We start from the raw sequence: 20,631 nt of genomic DNA on the forward strand, positions 1-20,631 counted from the left end.
AACGAGCGAGCGTTACGACTAGCGCCTTTAAGCCGGAGCGGGCCGGCGGCAAAGACGGGGACGGACATCCATGCGTTTTAATCTATCGTTCTTGCAGAAACTTCCGAAAATACCGGACGGCACGTCTGCCTCCGCTCTGTCCCCGCTGGACGCCCTCAAGAACAAGATGCCGACGCTGACGATCGCTCAGAAAATCCCTGCGATCATCGTCTCCGCCGCCTTTCTGCTGGCGCTCGGCATCGGCGTTTCGAGTTACCTGGAAGCCGCCCGCAACGCAGAGGAGTCGACCCAGGCCCGTCTTGAATCCATTCTTCTCGACCGCAAAGTTGCCGTCACCCGCTATCTCGGCGGGATCGAGCAGGATATCCGCTTCCTGGCCGCAACGCCGATGGTGCGTGAAGCCATTTCCCAATTCACCCGCGCCTGGACTTTCATGGGCGAGGACGCCCGCGACATCTCGCGCGCCGTTTACACATCGCGCGAGTCCGACGGCGAGGGCGAGCGCACCTTCTATGCCCGTACCCACCGCTCCTATCACGCCTCCTTCCGCGACTTTGCGGAGAAGCGCGGCTACAGTGATCTGATGCTGTTCGATACGAACGGCACCATGATCTATTCGGTCGACAAAGCAGGTGATTTCGGCGCGCAAATGATCGGGCTCGACAGCGAATTCCGTAATACGGACATCGCCACCGTCGTCGACATTGCGCTCGGGGCCATCGACGATTCGGAAATCGCCTTCATGGATTTCGCCGCCTATAAAGCGATTGACGGGGAACCTGCCTCTTTCGTCGCCGCGCCGGTCTTTTCCAGCCGCGACGAGAAAATCGGCGTCCTTGCCTTCCGCATCCCGACCGACGTGCTCGATCAGATTCTGGGCGAGGAAACGGGGCTCGGCGAGACCGGAGAAGTCTTGCTCATCGGTGAAGACTATCTCATGCGCAACAATTCGCGCCTGACGGAAGAGGCAACGCGCCTGCGCCGGGAAATGACGGGCGAGGCCATTGATGCCGCCATTATCGACGATGAGCCGTTCAACGGCGTGCAGGAAAGCCATCTCGGCTATGACGCCGTGACCATTGCAACGCCCGTCTCCTATAGCTATGCGCGCTGGGCGCTTTTGGTGCAGACCTCGCTCGACGAGATCAACGCGCCCGTCGCCGCGATGCGCAATGTCATGGCCGGTGTCGCCGCCATCATGCTGGTGCTGGTCGCCGGGGCCGGCTTCTTCGTCTCACGCGGCATCACCAAGCGCCTCTCGAAACTCACCTCCGCCATGGGGGATTTGGCCAAGGGCGAAACGCAGATCGACCTGAACGGCCTCGACCAGGCCGATGAGATCGGCGATATGACGGGCGCCGTTCAGATTTTCCGCGACAATGCCATCGAGCGCATGAAGCTTGAAGAACGCCAGAAGCAGGAACAGCAGGAAAAGGAAAGCCGCGCCCGCGCCATCGAGAAAATGATCGGCGATTTCGACAAAGCCATGGGCGATATGCTGGGCGCGGTAGCCGCTGCTGCCACGGAAATGGAAAACACCGCCAACACCATGTCGGAAGTCGCAGACGTTACCACGCAGAAAGCTTCTGCCGTGACCAGTGCTTCCCAGCGGGCATCCTCGAATGTGCAAATGGTGACCGAAGCGGCAAAAGAGCTTTCCGCCTCCATCGACCAAATCCGCAGCCAGGTGAACGAATCGAACACGGTGGGCGAGGAAGCGACAGAAGCCACGAACACCGCCAATGCCAAGATCGAGGGCCTGTCGGAAGCCGCCCGCCAGATCGGCGAAGTTGTCACGCTCATCCAGGACATCGCCGCGCAGACGAACCTGCTGGCGCTCAACGCCACGATCGAGGCGGCCCGCGCAGGCGAAGCCGGTAAAGGCTTTGCCGTCGTCGCCGCCGAGGTGAAGGAGCTTGCGACCCAGACCGCCAGCGCCACTGAGCAGATCAGTCAGCAGATCACCGGCATTCAGAACTCCACCGATGAAGCGGTCGGCGCCATCCGCCGTGTGACGGAAACGAACAGCAAACGGAACGAAATCTCCCATGTGATTTCAGATTCCGTCACCAGCCAGCAGGACGCCACGGCACGTATTATGGACAGCGTCGAGGAAGCCGCAAACTCCTCCAACGACGTGAGCACGAATATCGAAGATGTGACCTCGGCTGCGCATGAGTCCTCCGGCGCCGCCTCTCAGGTCCTCTCCGCAGCGGGCGAGCTTGCAGGCCAAGCGGACAAGCTGAAAAAGACCGTGGACAGTTTTCTGCGCGATGTGCGCGCGGCCTGATCTTTCAGGAACGGGAAAACGGGAAAGACATGGCGGGCCTCAAAATCCGCCATGTTCTTTTAAGTAAGCCAGTTCCTCCGGACTGCTTTCCCGGCCGAGCAAGGCATTGCGGTGCGGGAAACGGCCGAACCGGGCGATCACGTCCCGGTGCGCAATCGCGAAAGCAAGATTGTTCTCAATCCCCAAATCTTCAAAAAGCTTCACGCTTTCTTCCTGCACACTTAAGTCTTCGGCATGCATGAAGGGCATGTAGATCCATACGCGGTCTTCCGCGCTCAGTTTCCGGTCATGCCCCTTGGCGATGGTATCGCGGGCAAGGCGGAGCGCTTTTTCATCCGCCTCGAAGGCGCGCGGCTCGTCCCGGTAGATATTGCGGGAGAACTGATCGAGCAGAATGATGAGCGCAAGCGCCCCTTCCGGCTCTTCCGCCCAATCGTCATAAGCCCCGCTCAAGGCTTCACCCCGCGCGGCGGTGAACCGGCGGATGATCTCGGCATCGAAGGCATCGTCCTTCGCAAACCAGCGCTCGGGTCCCGCTTCACGCCAGAACTCAAGGACTTCCGCCGGACTGACCGCGCCCATCCGCTGCTCCCTTAACCGATTTCGATTACGTCCGGAGGACAAGGGTCCTGATAGAGCTTTTCCGCCAGTTCCGCGCGGCGCGAAAGCGTCGCCTGCTGGTTGACGTAGCCCTTATCCGTAATCTCATGCCCATCGATGGACGGCGGCTCGAGCATCAGATGGATGCGCCGCACACGGGTGGAAGAGCCGCCACCCGCCTTGTTATGGGCACCGACTTTTTCCCGCAGATAGTCCGCCACCGCCGGCGCGGAGACGATCTCCTGCGGGCTTGCGTCCGGCCCGAGCCCGGCGATACGCCGCGCCGCTTCGATATTCGGCCAGGCGAGCACCGCGATATAAGGCTTGTCGAGCCCGGCGATCACCGCATCCTGAATGAGCGGCGAGGTCGCCGCCACAAGATCGGCGCGCAGCGTGCCGGTCGACACCCATGTGCCGGAGGAAAGTTTGAAATCTTCCGTCACGCGGCCATCGAAAACGAGGCCGAGTTCCGGGCGGGCTTCATCGAGGAATTTCGCCGCATCGCCCAGCTTATAAAAGCCCTCTTCGTCGAAAGCCTCGGCGGTTTTCTTTTCATCGCGCAAATAGCCCGGCGTCACCATCGGCCCTTTGACACGCACTTCCATCTTCGTGCCGTTGGGCACGAGTTTGAGCTGCATGCCGGGCAGCGGCAGGCCGATCAGCCCTACCCGCTCGGTGATCCAATGCACGACGGTGATGCCCTGCGTTTCCGTTGCCCCATACATGGTCGTGAGCGGTATGCGCTCACCCGTTTCTTCGGTGGCAAGCGCCTGCATGCGGTCGTAAAGATCGCTCGACAATGTCGCTCCGCCATAGCCCATATATTCGAGATTCCGGAAAAAGCTTTTGCGCAGCTCCGCGTCCTGCTCCATGGCGTCTGCCAGCATGGCAAAGGCAACGGGCGCGGAGCCGAAAACGCGCGGGCTCACTTCCCGCAGGTTCCGGATCGTTTCCTCGAACATGCCCGGCACCGGCTTGCCATTATCGAGATAGACCGTGCCACCACTATTGAGATTGTTATTGAAGGAAATGTTGCCTGCCGAAATATGGTTCCAGGGCATCCATTCGAGGCTGACCGGCACATCGTCCGGATCGGGATCTTCCGTGCGGATTGCTTCTTGCGCGGCCAGCTGCGCCATGAGCATGCGCTGGGTCTGGATCACACCTTTGGGCATGCCCGTCGAGCCGGAGGTGAACAGATATTTCGCCACCGTGTCATGGGTAATGCCGTCCATGCGCGCGCGCAGTTCCGCCGAGACCGGCGTGGCGCAGAGCGTCTCATAGATCAGCGGCGACAGATCCGCCGGCGCCCCGTCCATCGTCACGACGGTGACACCCGACAGATCGAGCGCCTTCAGCGCTTTTTCATATAGCGCGCCGGAATCGGCAAAGATCATTTTCGGCTTGGTCAGTGAGAAGACGTGCTTCAGCTTGGAATGATCCGAGCTCATCAGCGAATAAGGCACGCTGATGGGCGCGACCGGCACCTGCGCTTTCATGGCGCCCAGCATCATCATCGCATGTTCGATAGAATTGCTGGAAAGGATCATGAGCGGCGTGTCCTGGCCCATGCCTTTGCCGATCAATGCCGAAGCGATGCGGTCGGCCAGCTCGTTCGCCTGCCCGTATGTGACATGCCGCCAGGGCCCTTCGGCCGTGCGCTGGCAAATGAAGGGGCGATCGGCATGCGCGTCCGCGCGCTCTTCGAGAATATGCGGCACGGCATGCTTGAACTCGCCGAGCGGATAGGCGGATTCGATGATGACGCTGCCATCCACTTTCCGCGTGATGTTCAGTTTCGGCGGCTTCTGCTTCAGCTCCTTAAAGGGCGGCAGCGGCGCGGCTTCGGCCAGGCTCATAATGTTCCTCCAGTTGCAATGGCGTAGCGGGAAGTGCTCCTGCCTTTGGCAGGGCCTTCTTGTTCTTATTGGAATATCGCCGGCGGAGGCTTTGCCCCTGCCTTAATTTCAACCCGGCGAAAAACGGGCCTCAGTTCACCTGACGCTCGCGCCCTTCCCAGTAAGGCGCGCGCAGCTCCCGCCGCAGGATCTTGCCCGAGGGATTGCGCGGCAGCGCCTCGATGAAATCGATGGATTTGGGCACTTTGTAGCTCGCAATCTGCGTCTTCGCCCAGGCGATAATGTCTTCCGGCTTGGCTTCCTGGCCGGGCTCGAGCACGACAATGGCTTTCACCGCCTCGCCCCATTTATCGTCGGGCACGCCAACGACGGCGGCATCGGCAATTGCCGGATGGCCGAACAGCGCGTTTTCGACTTCGGCGGGATAAATATTTTCCCCGCCCGAGACGATCATGTCCTTCACCCGGTCATGGATGAAGACGAAGCCTTCTTCGTCGAAATAGCCGGCATCGCCCGTGCGGAACCAGCCATCAGCATCGATTGCCTCTTTTGTGGCATCGGGCCGGTTCCAATATCCCTTCATGATCGAGCCGCCGCGGATCATGATCTCGCCGACATCGCCCGTCTTCACTTCCTTGCCATCGGCGCCGACGATCTTCACCTCAAGGCCCTTATTGGGCTTGCCGCAGGAGCGCAGCTTGCCTTTGGCCGGATCGTGATCTTCAGGCGCCAGGTTCGTGCCCGCGCCGCCCGTTTCCGTCAGCCCATAAAGCTGCACGAACTCGCAGCCGAACCGCTCCTGCGCCTTCTTCAGCACTTCTTCGGGAATGGGCGAGGCGCCGTAGAGCACTTGGCGCACGCTCGACACATCCACATCGCCGATGTTGGGCTGCTGGAGCAGGAAAAGAATGACCGCCGGCACCATGAAAGCAATGTTGATCTTGTAGGTCTCGATCAGACGCAGAATCTCCTGCGGATCGACATCCTTTAAAATCACGTTCGTGCAGCCATGGGCATTGCCCAGCAAACCGACATTGACGCCGGCTACGTGGAAAAGCGGCATGCAGACGAGATTGATCTCACCTTCATGCCAATTCGCCCAGCCCGCTTCCACGCCCTGGCGCAGAATGGAAATATAATTGGCATCCGTCAGCTGCACGCCTTTCGGATGGCCGGTCGTGCCGCTCGTATAAAGCTGAATGACATCGTCGTCGGGCGCAATGGGCAGCATGGGGTCTTTATTCTCGAACCGGTCGCGCCAATCCGCAAAGGCTTCCCATTCCGGATGCCCGCCATCGAGCGCAATTACCTTGCGCACGCTCGGGCAGTCTTTCAGCACCTTTTCGACGACGGGATAAAAGTCGTCGCTGACGAACAGAATTTCCGTCTTGGAATCGTTGAGCACATAAGTGACTTCCGGCGGCGCCAGACGCCAGTTGACGCCGACGACAACGGCTTTCGCCTTGAACGCGCCATGCAGCATCTCGAAATAAACATCCGAGCTCTTGCCCATGAAGCCGATCCGCGCATCCGGCTTGCAGCCTTCCGCGATCAGCCCCTGCGCCACTTTGCTCGCGCGCGCATCGAGCTCTTTGAAACTCGTTTCCTTGCCACCGAAAATATGCGCAATATCGTCCGGCCGCGCCTTGGCCTGCGCCCGGCTGATATCGGCAACATTCTTGATTGCCCCAAAGTCGATCATCGTCGCCCTCCCCGGCATATATGTGCGGCCGGGCGGCCGGTTCATCACCGCCGCTCCTGGCTCTTTTCTTACCGGTGAGTTTAGCGGCGCGCGCCGCGCTGACAACAGGCACATGGCGGATTTTCACCGGCCCGCGCCCGCACCCTTTATGGAAAAGGCAAAATCCGGATCACTTTTACTTGGCCTTAAGGAGACCGCCATGGCGCGCCTGCCCTATCCCGACCCCGCTTCCCTTGCGGAAAAAGACCGCGCGCTGCTCGCCAGCCTGCCGCCGCTCAATATTTTCCGGATGCTGGCCGGCGCCGGGCCGATTTTCGCGCCTTTCATGAATTTGCTCGATGCCTATCTCAATGAAGGGCTTTTGGACGGTGAATTGCGGGAATTGGTGATTCTGCGCGCCGGGCATAAATGCGGCTCGGCCTATGAACTGCACCAGCACGAGCGCGTCTCCCGGCTCATGGGCATGAGCGCCGAGCGCATTGCCGCGGCCAGCAGTCCGCTGCCGCAGGAGGTTTACTCCGGCGCCGAAAACGCGGCCCTGGCGCTTACCGACGAACTTGTCAGTAACGTCAAAGCCTCCAAAGAGGCCCTGGATGCGGCCCGCCAGCACTTAAGCGATGCCCAGGTTCAGGAACTGCTCATCGTCATCGGGATTTACTTGCTCGTCTGCCGCTATCTCGAAACACTGGAAATCGATCTGGAAGATGAAGAGATTGCCGTCACCGGGCTCGATGAAATCAAGGCCGGGGTCGGCGCGCTCCATGCCCAAAAAGGGTGAGCTGCAGTCAAAAGAATAAGGGGAGGACCATCATGACATCGCTTGGGCTCGGCAAATTCGCCTATACGAAAGGCCTGCACGATCTGGGCAATGGCGCCTATGCCTGGCTGCAGCCCGATGGCGGCTGGGGCTGGTCGAATGCCGGGCTCATTGTCGATGGAGATGAAAGCCTGCTGGTCGACACGCTGTTCGATGTGCCCCATACCCGCGCCATGCTGGAGGCGATGCGCGGCGCGGAACCGAAAGCCGCCGCCGCGATCAAGACGCTGGTCAACACCCACCACAATGGCGACCATTGCTACGGCAATGAATGTTGCGAGGGGGCGGAGATCATCGCCCATAAACTGGCCGCCGAAGCCATGCGCCACGAACCGCCCGCCATGCTGGCCGGCTTTCTCGATATGGCGCCCGCGCTTGGCGAGCTTGGCGATTATCTGACGAAATGTTTCGGCGCCTTCGATTTCAAGAATGTGCGCCAAGTGCTCCCCACCCTTACCTTCGAAAAGGAAATGACGCGGCAAGTGGGCGCGAAGACCGTCAAGCTCATGCATGTCGGCCCCGCCCACACGCCCGGCGACGTCCTTGCCTTCGTGCCCGAAGACAAGACGGTTTTCACCGGCGACATTCTTTTCATCGAAGGCCATCCCATCATGTGGGAAGGGCCGGTCGGCAATTGGATCGATGCCTGCGACAAGATCATGGCCATGGATGTGGAAACCGTCGTGCCGGGCCACGGCCCCATTACCGACAAGCGCGGCGTCGCGGCCTTGCGCGAATATCTCGTCTATATCCAAAAGGAAGCGCGCAAACGCTACGATGCGGGCCTCAGCGCCTTTGAAGCGGCCAAGGATATCGATATGTCAGACTATGACAGCTGGGGCGACGGCGAGCGCATCGCGGTGAATGTCGCAACGCTTTACCGGGAATTTTCCGGCAGCGATGAAACGCCGGATGCCGCAACGTTATTCGGCCAAATGGCGGAGCTCTCGAAACGCAAAAGCTGAACAACTCGCCAAGCCGTGAAGAGGGCTTCATGGACGAAGCCTCTTCCCCGCCCCATACTCTTTTCCATCGGCATTCAAGACATGGGGAGAGACATGGCCAAGCTGACGCTTTACGAGCACCCGCTATCGCCTTATGCGCAGAAAAACAAAATGGCACTGCGCGAAAAGGGAATCGATTTCGAGTGCGTAACGCCCGACGCGATCGGTACGGGCGGCGTCGCCGCCTTTCTGGAAATCAATCCGCGCGCGGAAGTCCCGGCCCTCGTGACCGAAGACGGGATGGCGATTTTCGATTCCACCATCATCTTCGACTATATCGAAGAGCGCTGGCCTTCCCCGCCTTTGCAGCCGCAAGACCCCGCCGCCCGCGCCCGGGCGCGCATGATCGAAGACGTCATGGACACACAATATGAGGCGGTCAATTGGGGGCTTGGCGAAATCCATTTCTTCAAACGCGCTGAGGGCAAGCTCGCCGAGACCTTGACCGAAAATGCCCGCCGCCAGACGGAAGGTTTTTTTGCCTATCTGGAAAATGAGCTCGGCGGAAATGCCCAAAAAGGGGAGAACTGGCTCACGGGGCCGATGTTCGGGCGGGCGGATATGGCGGCGCTGCCGCTTGTCGCCGCGTCCATGAGCTTCGGCTTCCATCCCCAAAAGGGCAGCGCGCTCGACGCCTGGGTGAACCGGGCCATGCAGCGCCCTTCCGCCGCGCAAACGGTCGAAGAAGCGCTCGCCTCGCGCGTGGGCATGGACCATGTCGCCAATGCAGTAAAACAGGGCCTTTTCAAGCGGCAATACCGGGATCACCGGCTCGAATGGGTGATCAAGTCGGGCGGCATGGAAGTCGTCACGCGCGGCATCGAAACCGGCACCATCCGCTTTGCCAATGATTTTTCCAATGATGGTCAAGGAGCGCGCTGATGAGCGGCAAGGAAAACGAGATCCTCTTTCACCAATATGACGTCTCGCCCTTTTCAGAGAAAGTGCGCACCGTTTTCGGCATCAAGAAGCTTACCTGGCACGCCGTCGAAGAACCCGTGATCATGCCGAAGCCTGAGCTCACCGCGCTGACCGGCGGCTACCGCAAGATCCCGGTCATGCAGATCGGCGCGGATATTTATTGCGACACGCAGATCATCATCCGCGAGCTGGAACGGCGTTACCCCGAGCCGCCGCTTTTTACCGGCGCCGATAAAGGGCTCGCCTGGGCCGTTTCCATGTGGGCGGACCGGGTGCTCTTTCAAAATACCGTTGCGGTGATTTTCGGCAATGTCGGCCAGGCGATCGATGAGAGCTTCATCAAGGACCGCGAAGCGCTGACGGGCCGGCCTTTCGATGTGAACGCGATGAAGGCCGCAGCCCCCCTGATGAGCGAGCAGCTGCGCGCCGGGCTCGGCTGGCTGGAGGATCAATTGGACGATGGGCGCAAATTTCTGATGGGCGCGGCGCCCGGCCTTGCCGATGCCGCCTGCCATTACAACCTCGCCTTCATGCGCTGGCTTTATCCGGACGGGCTGAAAGTGCTGGACGCATTGCCCCGCACCGCCGCCTGGGAAGAGCGGGTGCGCGCCATCGGTCATGGCGACAGGCAAGAGATGGGCCGCGCGGAAGCGCTGGCCATTGCCAAGGCCGCCACAAGCACGGCGAAAGAAAAAGCCGATCCCCATGAGCCCAATGGCCTGAAGCCCGGCGACAAAGTCAGCGTCATGGCGGATGATTACGGGCGCGACCCCATAACGGGCGTGCTCGTCGCCTCGGATGCGCAGTCCGTTGCGATCAAGCGCGAAGCGCCGGAAGTCGGTGAAGTGGTGGTGCATTTTCCGCGCGCAGGCTTTTTCATCGTCAAAGCCTGAGGCAACGTATCGGAGAGCGGGCCGGCTTCAGTGCAGCTCGCCCGCCCCTTGCCTGCGGTGATTGGCAAGCGCAAGACCTGCAGCCAAGACACCCGTTGCCAGAAACAGCACATTGGAAAGATAGAGCATCAAAACGCGCCGCTCCGGCATCGTGCCGAGCGGGCGGGCATTCAGCGTGCGGGCGGTAAGCGATGTCGGCATGCGCGTTTCGGCTGTCGAAGCCCCCCCGATACCGGCGGTAAAGCGCGCACCCTTTTCCGCTTCCCCCGCAAAGGCAAGCTGGGCAAGCGCCGGCGCTTCACGGATCCAGGTACGGCTCATGGAAACGGCAAGGTCCACATGCCCCTCGGCCTCCATCTGGCGAATGGCCAGATTGGCGGCCTGCCCTAAAACAAGCTGGCCGAAAGCCTCATCCCGGTGCTCATGGGAAAGCTCGCCAAGCCGGCCCGCCGGATCGACGGAAGAAACGATATTACGGGCAAGAGTGGCCGCGGAGCGCGCCGCAAAATCCGGCGCAGACGCGATCAGCACATTCTGCCGGGCCTCGGCCGCCATCTTGATCGAGGCCGCCATGGTGCCGATAAGATTGATGCCGAGCGCAAGGCCGGAGAGGACGGCAATCCCCCAAAGCACCGCTCGCCGGTCTATGGAAATACGCGCTGCCTTCACAAAGCCCCCGAAGCAAAAGCCGCCCGCCCCGGTCTGGGGCGGACGGCGTTTACCTTAATGGGCAGTTCCTAACACTTCCTAAAAAGGCAGGAATTTCAAATCGTTAACAAAAAGAACAGCGTTAACGGGCGCACATGCCCCCATCGATCACCAGTTCCGTCCCCGTCACATAGCGCGACTCGTCGCTGGCCAGAAAGACGATCCCGGCCGCGATGTCCGCCGGTACACCGGCATAACCCACGGGCGCTGCCAATTGGCCGAGCGCTTCGGCATCAATGGTATTTGCCCCTTCCTGCATTGCCATGGAAGAGGGCATGCCGCCTTGCGGGATCTTTGCCCAGATGGCGGTGTCGATGATGCCCGGATGGATGGAATTGACGCGGATATTGTTCTTCGCCTCCGCGCATTCGAGCGCCACCGCCTTGGTGAAGAGCCGCACGCCGCCTTTCGTGGCGCAGTACCCGGCAAGGCCCGGCGCGCCCTTGAACCCGGCAACGGAGGAAATATTGATGATCGCCCCGCCGCCAGCTTCGGCAATCGCCGGAATGCCGTATTTCGTGCCGAGGAACACCCCGTCCATATTGATCGCGATCTGGCGCTTCCAATCATCCAGCGACATTTCCGTCACCGGCCCGCCAATGCCGATCCCGGCATTGTTGACGAGGATATGCAGCTTGCCTTCCTTGGCGGCGATATCGGCATAGACCTCCTGCCAGCGCGGCTCGGAGACCACGTCCTGGTTGAGATAGCGCGCCTTGCCGCCCGCCTTTTGAATGCGCTCGACGGTCTCGGCGCCGCCTTCATCGTCGATATCGGTAATGATGACCTGCGCGCCCTCGGCGGCCAGCGCTTCGGCGGCGCCCCGGCCGATCCCGCTCGATGCGCCGGTGACCAGCGCGATTTTGCCCTCTAAGCGTCCCATCGGATTCTCCCTGTTTTATGCACCGGCTTTCGCCCGCCGGCTTATCGCTTTGTTTGACTCGCCTAATGGCCAAAACTAGACTGCGGTCTAGTTAATAGCTCGGACCGGTTTCCGCAAGGGAAGATAACCGAACGGGACCATGAGGAGAGGCAGTTTGGACGCGAGCGCCGATATCGACAAGCCGGCTTCCTCCCGCCGCACGCGCAAGAAAGAACGCACACGGCGGGAGATTTATGAAGCGGCCATGGGTCTCTTCAACGAGAAAGATTATGACGATGTCACGATCGGCGATATTTGCGAGCGCGCCGATGTCGCCAAGGCGACGTTCTTTCTGCATTTCCCGAACAAGGCCGCGCTCCTTTCCGAGTTCAACGAAAAACTGACAAGCGGCATTCGAGAGCAGCTCGAGGGCTTCAAAGGCAGCGCCACGGACAAATTCTGCTTCGTGATTTCCGAACTTGCCGGCGAATGGCAGCGCAATGCGCCGGTCATGCGCAAGATGACGCGCGAATTCGTCGATGCCCTGCCGACACTGGAAGCGGGCAAGGCAGCAAATGAAAGCCTGCTGACGCTGACCATGGAACTCATTCGCGAAGCGCAGAAGGCCGGCGAGTTCCGCAAGATCGCCCCGCCCCACCGCCTTGCCGCAGCCTTTGTCGCCGCCTCTTCCGCCCTCACCATCGAGTGGACGGAGATACCCGGGGTGGACACCAGCGAAACACACAAAGAATTGCTCGACGTCCTTTTGAACGGCCTGAGACAGAAGCCGAAGTGACGTGACAAAAACGAGAACGCAACTCGAGGAAATCAACAGGAAGGCTAAAGGAGAAAAACATGGCTGGAACCAAAATGCGCTTTGGGGCTTTCATCGCGCCCTTTCACCCGCTTGCCGAGAACCCGACACTCGCCATCGAGCGGGATATCGAGCTGGTGCAGTGGATGGACAAGCTGGGATATGACGAAGCCTGGATCGGCGAGCACCATTCCGCCGGCTATGAGCTGATCGCGAGCCCGGAACTTTTCATCGCAACGCTGGCCGAACGCACGAAAAACATTCGCCTCGGCACGGGCGTCTCCTCGCTGCCCTATCACCAGCCCCTGATGCTGGCCGACCGCATCAACCAGCTCGACCACATCACCCGCGGCCGTGTCATGTTCGGCGTCGGGCCGGGCGCCTTGCCCTCCGATGCCTTCATGATGGGCATCGAGGTCGCCAAGCAGCGCGACATGATGGACGAAGCGCTCGACGTCATCGTTCCGCTTCTGAAAGGCGAAACCGTGACGGCGAAAACCGACTGGTTCACGCTCAACGAAGCGCGCCTGCAGATGACGCCTTACTCGCGCCCGCATGTGGATATCGCCGTGGCCAGCCAGGTCTCGCCGACCGGCGCCACTGCCGCCGGCCGCCACGGCGTCGGCCTTCTGTCCATCGGCGCGACCAATGCCGGCGGCTTCAACGCGCTCGCCTCCAACTGGGCGATCTGCGAGGAAAAAGCCAAGGACAACGGCAAGAGCGTCGACCGCGCCAACTGGCGTCTCGTCGGTCCCGTGCACATCGCCGAGACGGCCGAAAAGGCGCGCGAGAATGTGCGCTTCGGCCTTGAAAAGTGGCTCTATTATTTCCGTGAAGTCGCCGCCCTGCCGCTCGCGCCCGATGATGGCTCGGACCCGGTGGACGCGCTGATCAATTCGGGCATGGCCGTGATCGGCACGCCGGAAGACGCCATTGCGCAGATCGAGCGGCTGCAAGAACAGTCGGGCGGCTTCGGCGCCTTCCTGCAAATGGCGCATAATTGGGCCGATTTCGAGCAGACGAAACGTTCCTATGAGCTTTTCGCCCGCTATGTGATGCCGAAATTCCAGGGCCTCAACGAGAACCGCAAAGCCTCGCTCGACTGGGCGCGGAGCAACCGCGAAACCTTCATGGGCCAGGCCATGGCCGCCGTCGGCACGCGCGTTGCCAAACATATCGAGGAAAAAGGCACGGACAATATCCGCCCGGAAATCCTCGAAGCCATGGGCATCAAGAAAGACAAAGGCGCCGCCGAATAACCCGGCGCCTCATGAATGAAAAAGCGAAGGGCGGCCCGGTAAACCGGAGCCGCCCTTCTTGTTGCCTCACACCATTCTTTTACAGGCGAAAATCGCCGGAGCAAATCTTTTCGTAGAGCGCTTTGTCCAAAGGCACGAAAACTTTTGCAATCGGGTCATTGAAGAAAATCGGCTCGTCGATGACTTCCGGGTCGAAACCTTCCTTCACGAGATCGACCTTGCGGTGCTTGAAGGTGCCGGTGATTTCCATTTCCGGCTGCACCCTGAGGAAAAGCGGCTGGGCATATTCGGGCAATTGCGAGGAGATATGCTTGTGCAGGCCCGCCATATCGAGGTCCTTGCCGACGATGGAGGCCATCCCTGCGCGCCCGTCGGCGCCCGGCACATGCACGCCGTAAACATTCGCCTCTTCGATGCCGGGGAAAACCGAGAGCACTTCGGCCACTTCCGAGGTCGCCACATTCTCGCCTTTCCAGCGGAACGTGTCGCCGATCCGGTCGATGAAGTAGAAATAGCCGCGCGCATCCTGCTTCAGCAGGTCGCCGGAACGGAACCAGGCATCGCCTTCGCGGAAGACATTGCGCAGGATCTTCTTTTCCGTTTCTTCCTTCTTGGCATAACCTTCGAAGCGGGCCGAGGGTTTCGTCGGGTCGTTCAGAATTTCACCCAAGGCTTCGCCCACTTCGCCGGGTTTGCAGCGGATGCAGAACCCATCCTCACCGCGGATGGGCTGTTCGTTCTCGATATCGAAGCGCACGAGCTCGACATTGAATTTCGATTTCGCCCAGCCGGGAATGCGCCCGACCGCGCCCACCGTACCGTCGAAATTCATCAGCGCGACATTGCCTTCCGTCGCCCCGTAGAACTCCACGATATTGGGAATCTTGAAGCGCTTCTGGAAGGTCGGCCAGATTTCCGGGCGCAAGCCATTGCCGATCGCAACGCGCAGCTTGTGCTTGCGCTCCTTTGGATGCGGATCGGTATTGATGAGATAGCGGCAAAGCTCGCCGATATATTGGAAGAGCGTCGCCTTATATTTGTGCACGTCGTCCCAGAACTCGCGCGCCGAAAACTTGCGCCGGATGATCACCGCGCCGCCGACCGTCAGCGTCGTACCGACCGCGCAAACCCCGCCCGCGGAATGATAAAGCGGCAGGCAGACATACATGCGGTCTTTCTCCGTCGCAGCCGTGGCAGCCGAGAAAGATCCCATCATGCCGAGGAGACGCACATGGGGAATGCGCGCGGCCTTCGGGTTGCCCGTCGTCCCGCTCGTATAAATGAAAAGCGCCCCATCCTCGATGGTCAGGTCCTTGCGCACTTCGGGCGCGGGATCGGACGTGGGCTGCTGGGCCAGCACATCGTCGAGGTTGTCGACCCCCTGCACCGTACCGCCCGTCGCCCAGGCTTTCATAGGCCGCTCGAGCTGGCCGGCAACCGAGCCCAGCGCCTCGGCGCATTCCGCGCCCAGAACGAGGTGGCTTGCGCCGGAAATATTCAGGCAATGGGCAAGCGGGCCGCCCGTCAGGTTCGTGTTGATCAGCGCGGCCTGGCCGCCTGCCTTGATGATCCCAAGCCAGGCAACGAGATATTCGGGCCGGTTTTCCATGAGCAGCGCCACGACATCGCCTTTGCCCAGCCCCTGCGCGCGCACCCAATGGGCGTAGCGGTTCGCTTCCTCGTTGAACTGCTTATAGGTAAGGGCGCGGTCCTCGAAATAGATCGCCACATTGTTCGGCTTGTCGCGGGCCAGATCCTCGATAATGTCGGCAAAGGTACGGTCGGGATTGTCGTAAACGGTATTCAGCCGTTTGAGCGTGCGCAGCGCCGAGCGCACATAGGTAATCTCTTTTCCGATACGGCCAAAAACCCCCATTACGTCCTCCAGATTTGTGTTTTCCCTTGCAAGTTCTTTATGCGCTGCCCCCGGAAAATGGGTCAAGGAAAACCGGCTGAAAAGGGGCCGAAAACCGCCGCGCAGCGCTGACAAATGCGCATAAACGCGTCATGATCCGCCCGCCGCGCCCCACAAGCCCATGGACCTGGAAAAGATGCCGAGCGACAGCCCCGCCTCCCCTTCTCAAGAAATGCCGCCTGCGGACGTTTTTCTGGATGCGCGGGGTCTCAATTGCCCGCTGCCCGTATTGAAAGCCCGTAAAAAACTTCTGGGTATGCGCGCCGGCGAGATTTTGGAAGTGGCGGCCACGGACCCGGTGGCGGCAATCGACATGCCGCATTTTTGCGCCGAAAGCGGGCATGAGTTTCTAGGCAAGCGCCAGGACGGCCCCGTCACCTATTTCCGCATTGCGCGGGGCGCCGTTCGGCAGACGGAAGATGAAGGCAAAGAGGAAAAGGCTTAGCCCTTGAGCGCTGCCTGCTGCTCTTTGCCGAAACCGACCAGCACATCCGCGCCCCGCTCGAAGACCGGCCGCTTGATCAAAGCCGGGTGCGCGGCCATCAACGCAATGGCGCTTTTCTCGTCGACGCCCGCTTTTTCAGCTTCCGAAAGCCCGCGCCAGGTCGTGCCCCGCCGGTTGAGCAGCACCTCCCAGCCCGCTTTCTTCGCCCAGCCGGCAATCTGCGCCTCGCTCACCCCGTCCGCGCGCACATCGTGAAAGTCTGCCTCCAGCCCTTCGTCCTTCAGCCATTTCAGCGCTTTTTTGCAGGTATCGCAGTTTTTAAGGCCGTAAACGCGCATGGAAGGCTCCCGAAAGGCTGGAAAAGGGCGAAACACCGCCCCCGAATCGCGGAAAATATAGCAGAAGCCCTGCCCTCTTTCTTTGCTGGGCCTGGCTGCTATCATCTCATTCAGGGGATATACCCTAGGAAGGGTGTCCCCTCATGGACCCGAGCAGAACGAAAAGGATTGCAGCTTGAGCACCGAGCAACAGACGGTCGCCGAAAAACCGTCTGCCAAACGCATTCGCCGCACCGCCGAAGAAGCCCAGCGCCTGATCCTCGATGCCGCTGAAAAGCGCCTCGCCGAACAGGGGCCGGAAGGCATCCGCCTCCAGGACATTGCCCGCGATGTCGGCATTTCCCATCCGGCCATTCTCCACCATTTCGAAAGCCGGGACGGGCTGGTGCGCGCGCTTATTTCACGGGCCACCGCCCAGCTGCGCGACAAGCTCTTCTCCACCATTCCCGATATCACGGGCGAGGAACAAGACACTCATAGCCTTGAGCTTATCGAAAGCGCGTTCGAAGCATTGAGCGACCGGGGCACGGCACGGCTTCTTTCCTGGCTTTTGCTCACGAATTCGGAGCGCACCAAGCCGGTCAATCCGTCCGCCGAATTGCTCCAGGACGTTTCCGAGCGTCTGCATAGCCAGCGCGTGCGCTTTTCCGAGGAAAAGGAAACCCCCGCCCCCGATCACGAAGACACCGTCTTCATGGTCATGCTCACCGCTTATGCAGCTGTCGGCGAGGCGATCATGGGCCGGGACTTTTATCAGGCCGCCGGCCTTGCCGCCGATGCCGAAACCGCCCACCGCTTTCGCGGCTGGCTCGCCGCGCTCCTGGAGCGCCACGCCATCGAACCTTACAAGCAGACGGGCAAACAGGGTGAGGATCATACGGACGGGAAAAAGGCCTGACACGGCCTCCTCGCTTCACCTCCCCGTGGCTGCGCCACGCGAAGCCGAAGGCGAAGCGTGGTGCGGGTGGTCGGACTCGAACCGACACTCTGTCACCAGAACTGGATTTTGAATCCAGCGCGTCTACCAGTTCCGCCACACCCGCACGAGGCTGAAAGCGCCGATGACGCCTTGGCCGAAGCGGCGCCATGATAGGGACAGGCGCCCGCGCGTCAATGGAAACCGCATGTCCCGCCTCAAAAACTGCAGGTCCCGGCCCGGCCATAAGCCCATAGACAGGTCCGCCCGCCCCCTGTAAGCAAATCAGCATGCTTAGAAAGCTCTACGACTGGACCCTTTCCGTCGCCGCCCATCGCCATGCGCGCTGGTGGCTGGCCGCAATTTCCTTTGCCGAAAGCTCGTTCTTTCCCGTCCCGCCCGATGTCGCGCTCATGCCCATGGTGCTGGCCGAGCGCAAGCGCGCCTTCGAATATGCGCTGATCTGCACCATTGCCTCCGTGCTGGGCGGGATCGCCGGTTACGCCATCGGCTATTTTCTCTTCGACACATTGGGCGCCTGGATCCTGGATGTGTACGGCTATCACGAAAAATTCGCCGCCGTGCAGGGGAGCTACAATGCTTACGGCGCCTGGATCGTTTTCACCGCCGGGCTGACGCCGATCCCTTACAAGATCTTCACCATTGCCAGCGGCGTCACTCAGCTCAATCTGGCGGTCTTCTTCATCGCCAGCTGCGCGGCAAGGGGCCTGCGCTTTTTTGCAGTGGCCGCGCTTTTGTGGTGGTTCGGCCCGCCCATCCGCGCCTTTATCGACAAATATTTCGGCCTTCTTTCAATTCTCTTTGTCATCCTCTTGATCGGCGGCTTTCTTGCCGTCAGCTTAGTGCTCTAATCTGCAAGGAGAAAAGCCGTGGCCCTGATCCCCATTCCCAGCCGGTCGGCCCCCTGGTGGGTGCTCGCCATCACCGCGCTGACCCTTGGCGGGGCGCTTTTCTTCGAACATGTCATCGGCCTGCAGCCCTGCAGCCTCTGCCTTGTGCAGCGCAATCCTTACTATGCCGCCCTGCCGCTCGCCTTTCTTGCAGGCATTGCCAGCCGCGAGGCGAATATCGGCATCATTCCGCTGGCGCTGATGGGCGCACTGACGCTGATCTTCATCGTCAGCACCGGGCTCGGCATTCATCATGCCGGCGTCGAATATGGCTGGTGGGAGGGCCCCGCCGGCTGCAGCGGCGGGCTCGCCTTCCCCGGTTCCGTCACGGACCTTCAGGCGCAATTGCAGGGCGCGCGGCCGGTACGCTGCGACGAGGTGCCATGGTCCCTCTTCGGCCTATCTCTGGCAGGCTACAATGTGCTGATCTCACTTGGCCTTGCCGGTTTGAGCGCCCTGCCCCTCATCCGGGCCTATACGCAGCAAGGCGTGGAGGATGACGAATGAGCGAGCCGAAAAACGCAACACCAAAGACATCGCAGCGCCCGCAGCCGGGCAACCCGCGCACGCCCGAGCGCATCAAGGAAATGCTGCGCGTGGATCATGCCGGTGAATATGGCGCCGTGCGCATCTATGCCGGTCAGCTTGCCGTCTTCAAAACACTGGCGCATAAAACCGAAACGAGAGAAGCGCTGGCACGCATGGAAGCGGAGGAACAGGAACACCTGGCCCGCTTCAACGAATTGCTGAACGAGCGCCATGTGCGCCCCACCGCCTTTTCGCCCTTCTGGCATGTCGCAGGTTATGCGATGGGCGCGGCCACCGCGCTTATGGGCGAAAAAGCCGCCCATGCCTGCACGGTTGCCGTGGAAGAAGTGATCGACGAACATTACGCCTCCCAGGTGCGCGAACTTGAAGCGCTGGGCGAGGAAGAAAAGCCGCTTTGCGAGACGATCGAAAAATTCCGCCTGGAAGAAGTGGCGCATAGAGACGAAGCGCTGGAGAAAGGCGCAAAAGATACTCCTGGCTATCCTTTGCTTGCAGGCGCCATAAAATCCGCCTGCAGACTGGCGATCCGGCTATCGGAGAAAGTCTGACGGCGGCTCCGCGGCGCGATAGAATGCCGCACCGCCGGTGTGGTTAACGACTCAGCGCGGAATAGTCTGTACGTAGACGGAAATATTCCCGGAAAGCTGAGTACACCCCCATGCCCACTTCCGACAAACCCGCTTTGAGCGGGCCTTTTTCGAACCGGCCCACCTCAGAAGTGACGACATCTTCCTTGCTCGAACTACCGGTGGCGCGCCATGCGCCGGGCCACCCTCTATTCGGCAAGCTCTATGCGCTATGGCTCCGTCTTGAGGGCACGCCGCCTGCCTGGGACGCATTCTCCCCCCAGACCGCGGGCGACACCATGGCGCATATTTTCGTTTTTCAGTTCGAGCCGGAAACAGGCCGCTATCTCATTCCCCTCATGGGCAGCGAACTGCAACGCTATATCGGCGCCGATTTCTCGAACCATTATCTCGATGAAATTTTTCCTGCGGGAAACTTGGCGGGCACCATCATGCGCCTCGAGCAGTGCCGTAAAACCGGCCAGGCATTTTTGACGCAAAAGAAAATGTGCTGGGCGGAGGGACAGAAAATCGTCTTCAATTCGCTTTTCCTTCCCTTTGCCGGAGAAGAAAGCGGTGTGACGGCCATGGTGCTGGCCGCGGTCGATTTCGGCAACCCCATCGTCCCTTGCGCCTATGAGCCCGCCCCCGCTTACGGTTCCAGCTCGCTGTCCCAATAAAGATAATCGCGCCAGCTCGTGTGCAGATAGTTGGGCGGGAAGCGGCGCCCGTTACGGTGCAGCTCATGCACCGTGGGCTGACAGGGTTTTTGCGCCGGGATCATGCCTGCATCCTTGGGCAGCCTGTTGCCTTTGCGCAAATTACAAGGCGCGCAGGCGGCCACGACATTTTCCCAAACGGTTTGCCCGCCTTTCGAACGCGGAATGACATGGTCGAATGTCAGCTCATGCGCATCGCCGCAATATTGGCATTCGAACTTGTCGCGCAGGAAAACATTGAACCTGGTGAAGGCGGGATATTTCGCCGGCTTCACATAGGATTTCAGGCAAACGACGGAAGGCAGTTTGATCTCGAAACTCGGGCTATGCACCGCCGTGTCATAAGTGGAGACGATATTCACCCGGTCCAGAAAGACCGCCTTGATCGCGTCCTGCCAGGACCATAAAGACAAAGGATAATAGCTGAGCGGCCGGTAGTCGGCGTTCAGGACGAGGGCCGGACACGCATCCGGCGAAACAAACGCGGCCTGGCTCACTGACGGACCTCCCTCTGTCATTCTGCCTGCCGAAAAACTACTATAT

General features: G+C 60.5%; 21 protein-coding genes and 1 tRNA gene. 13 read left to right on the top strand and 9 right to left on the bottom strand.

Annotated elements, in window-relative coordinates; genetic code table 11:
* Nucleotides 1-70: 70 nt before the first annotated feature.
* On the top strand, nucleotides 71-2,290 hold the full coding sequence (locus tag M2A_RS17395; RefSeq protein ID WP_052379380.1) for a methyl-accepting chemotaxis protein: 2,220 nt from the start codon (nucleotides 71-73) through the stop codon (nucleotides 2,288-2,290).
* A 39-nt stretch (nucleotides 2,291-2,329) separates the two neighbouring features.
* On the opposite strand, the gene M2A_RS09880 is transcribed toward M2A_RS17395, so the two are convergent.
* The 3 genes from M2A_RS09880 to M2A_RS09890 all read right to left on the bottom strand — a co-directional run bounded on the left by M2A_RS09880 (nucleotide 2,330) and on the right by M2A_RS09890 (nucleotide 6,451).
* The gene (locus tag M2A_RS09880; RefSeq protein WP_045446546.1) at nucleotides 2,330-2,872 is read right to left on the bottom strand and encodes a DUF924 family protein; all 543 of its coding nucleotides are present in this window, start codon (nucleotides 2,870-2,872) and stop codon (nucleotides 2,330-2,332) included.
* Between the two features lie 11 nt (nucleotides 2,873-2,883).
* Nucleotides 2,884-4,749 carry an AMP-binding protein gene (locus tag M2A_RS09885; RefSeq protein ID WP_045446549.1) on the bottom strand — a complete coding sequence of 622 codons (1,866 nt, stop codon included), beginning with the start codon at nucleotides 4,747-4,749 and terminating at the stop codon, nucleotides 2,884-2,886.
* A 130-nt stretch (nucleotides 4,750-4,879) separates the two neighbouring features.
* Nucleotides 4,880-6,451 (bottom strand): fatty acid--CoA ligase, encoded by a 1,572-nt coding sequence (locus M2A_RS09890; RefSeq protein WP_045446666.1) that lies wholly within the window; start codon nucleotides 6,449-6,451, stop codon nucleotides 4,880-4,882.
* Between the two features lie 199 nt (nucleotides 6,452-6,650).
* Here M2A_RS09890 and M2A_RS09895 point away from each other — a divergent pair, with 199 nt between their 5' ends.
* The 4 genes from M2A_RS09895 (at nucleotide 6,651) to M2A_RS09910 (ending at nucleotide 10,086) form a co-directional block, all read left to right on the top strand.
* On the top strand, nucleotides 6,651-7,229 hold the full coding sequence (locus tag M2A_RS09895) for a carboxymuconolactone decarboxylase family protein (protein WP_052379381.1): 579 nt from the start codon (nucleotides 6,651-6,653) through the stop codon (nucleotides 7,227-7,229).
* Nucleotides 7,230-7,261: 32 nt separating this feature from the next.
* Nucleotides 7,262-8,233: an MBL fold metallo-hydrolase gene (locus tag M2A_RS09900; RefSeq protein ID WP_045446552.1), complete on the top strand. Its 972-nt coding sequence runs from the start codon at nucleotides 7,262-7,264 to the stop codon at nucleotides 8,231-8,233.
* 93 nt (nucleotides 8,234-8,326) lie between these two features.
* Nucleotides 8,327-9,154 (top strand): glutathione S-transferase family protein, encoded by an 828-nt coding sequence (locus tag M2A_RS09905; RefSeq protein ID WP_045446555.1) that lies wholly within the window; start codon nucleotides 8,327-8,329, stop codon nucleotides 9,152-9,154.
* Nucleotides 9,154-10,086: a glutathione S-transferase family protein gene (locus tag M2A_RS09910; protein WP_045446558.1), complete on the top strand. Its 933-nt coding sequence runs from the start codon at nucleotides 9,154-9,156 to the stop codon at nucleotides 10,084-10,086. Before M2A_RS09905 ends, M2A_RS09910 begins: the two co-directional genes overlap by 1 nt.
* 27 nt (nucleotides 10,087-10,113) lie before the next feature.
* Here M2A_RS09910 and M2A_RS09915 read toward each other — a convergent pair whose 3' ends face one another.
* The gene (locus M2A_RS09915; protein ID WP_156101726.1) at nucleotides 10,114-10,755 is read right to left on the bottom strand and encodes a hypothetical protein; all 642 of its coding nucleotides are present in this window, start codon (nucleotides 10,753-10,755) and stop codon (nucleotides 10,114-10,116) included.
* Nucleotides 10,756-10,876: 121 nt separating this feature from the next.
* Nucleotides 10,877-11,677 (bottom strand): glucose 1-dehydrogenase, encoded by an 801-nt coding sequence (locus M2A_RS09920; RefSeq protein ID WP_045446563.1) that lies wholly within the window; start codon nucleotides 11,675-11,677, stop codon nucleotides 10,877-10,879.
* Nucleotides 11,678-11,831: 154 nt separating this feature from the next.
* Between M2A_RS09920 and M2A_RS17400 the strand changes: the two genes are divergently transcribed.
* Nucleotides 11,832-12,452 (top strand): TetR/AcrR family transcriptional regulator, encoded by a 621-nt coding sequence (locus tag M2A_RS17400; protein ID WP_052379382.1) that lies wholly within the window; start codon nucleotides 11,832-11,834, stop codon nucleotides 12,450-12,452.
* Nucleotides 12,453-12,511: 59 nt separating this feature from the next.
* Nucleotides 12,512-13,729 carry an LLM class flavin-dependent oxidoreductase gene (locus tag M2A_RS09930; protein ID WP_045446566.1) on the top strand — a complete coding sequence of 406 codons (1,218 nt, stop codon included), beginning with the start codon at nucleotides 12,512-12,514 and terminating at the stop codon, nucleotides 13,727-13,729.
* A 79-nt stretch (nucleotides 13,730-13,808) separates the two neighbouring features.
* On the opposite strand, the gene M2A_RS09935 is transcribed toward M2A_RS09930, so the two are convergent.
* Nucleotides 13,809-15,605 (bottom strand): long-chain-acyl-CoA synthetase, encoded by a 1,797-nt coding sequence (locus M2A_RS09935; RefSeq protein ID WP_045446568.1) that lies wholly within the window; start codon nucleotides 15,603-15,605, stop codon nucleotides 13,809-13,811.
* 175 nt (nucleotides 15,606-15,780) lie between these two features.
* On the opposite strand from M2A_RS09935, the gene M2A_RS09940 reads away from it, so the two are divergent.
* A complete protein-coding gene (locus M2A_RS09940) occupies nucleotides 15,781-16,089 on the top strand; it encodes a sulfurtransferase TusA family protein (protein WP_045446674.1) in 309 nt (102 codons plus the stop codon).
* On the opposite strand, the gene M2A_RS09945 is transcribed toward M2A_RS09940, so the two are convergent.
* Nucleotides 16,086-16,427 (bottom strand): arsenate reductase, encoded by a 342-nt coding sequence (locus M2A_RS09945; RefSeq protein ID WP_045446571.1) that lies wholly within the window; start codon nucleotides 16,425-16,427, stop codon nucleotides 16,086-16,088. The two genes, M2A_RS09940 and M2A_RS09945, sit on opposite strands and share 4 nt — an antisense overlap.
* 175 nt (nucleotides 16,428-16,602) lie before the next feature.
* Here M2A_RS09945 and M2A_RS09950 point away from each other — a divergent pair, with 175 nt between their 5' ends.
* A complete protein-coding gene (locus M2A_RS09950) occupies nucleotides 16,603-17,325 on the top strand; it encodes a TetR/AcrR family transcriptional regulator (RefSeq protein WP_045446574.1) in 723 nt (240 codons plus the stop codon).
* A 58-nt stretch (nucleotides 17,326-17,383) separates the two neighbouring features.
* Here M2A_RS09950 and M2A_RS09955 read toward each other — a convergent pair.
* Nucleotides 17,384-17,470: transfer RNA gene (locus M2A_RS09955), tRNA-Leu, on the bottom strand.
* A 163-nt stretch (nucleotides 17,471-17,633) separates the two neighbouring features.
* On the opposite strand from M2A_RS09955, the gene M2A_RS09960 reads away from it, so the two are divergent.
* From M2A_RS09960 to M2A_RS09975, 4 genes are all read left to right on the top strand, one after another.
* A complete protein-coding gene (locus M2A_RS09960) occupies nucleotides 17,634-18,215 on the top strand; it encodes a YqaA family protein (RefSeq protein WP_045446577.1) in 582 nt (193 codons plus the stop codon).
* 18 nt (nucleotides 18,216-18,233) lie between these two features.
* The gene (locus M2A_RS09965) at nucleotides 18,234-18,761 is read left to right on the top strand and encodes a disulfide bond formation protein B (protein WP_045446580.1); all 528 of its coding nucleotides are present in this window, start codon (nucleotides 18,234-18,236) and stop codon (nucleotides 18,759-18,761) included.
* Complete coding sequence (locus tag M2A_RS09970) at nucleotides 18,758-19,351, top strand: demethoxyubiquinone hydroxylase family protein (RefSeq protein ID WP_045446583.1); 594 nt, start codon at nucleotides 18,758-18,760, stop codon at nucleotides 19,349-19,351. The genes M2A_RS09965 and M2A_RS09970 overlap by 4 nt, the downstream gene beginning before the upstream one ends.
* A 110-nt stretch (nucleotides 19,352-19,461) precedes the next feature.
* Complete coding sequence (locus M2A_RS09975) at nucleotides 19,462-20,049, top strand: PAS domain-containing protein (protein WP_045446586.1); 588 nt, start codon at nucleotides 19,462-19,464, stop codon at nucleotides 20,047-20,049.
* Here the strand turns inward: M2A_RS09975 and M2A_RS09980 are convergent.
* Nucleotides 20,022-20,585 (bottom strand): HNH endonuclease, encoded by a 564-nt coding sequence (locus M2A_RS09980; protein ID WP_244444420.1) that lies wholly within the window; start codon nucleotides 20,583-20,585, stop codon nucleotides 20,022-20,024. The two genes, M2A_RS09975 and M2A_RS09980, sit on opposite strands and share 28 nt — an antisense overlap.
* Nucleotides 20,586-20,631: the final 46 nt, after the last annotated feature.

Source organism: Tepidicaulis marinus, from assembly GCF_000739695.1.
GTDB classification, from domain to species: domain Bacteria; phylum Pseudomonadota; class Alphaproteobacteria; order Parvibaculales; family Parvibaculaceae; genus Tepidicaulis; species Tepidicaulis marinus.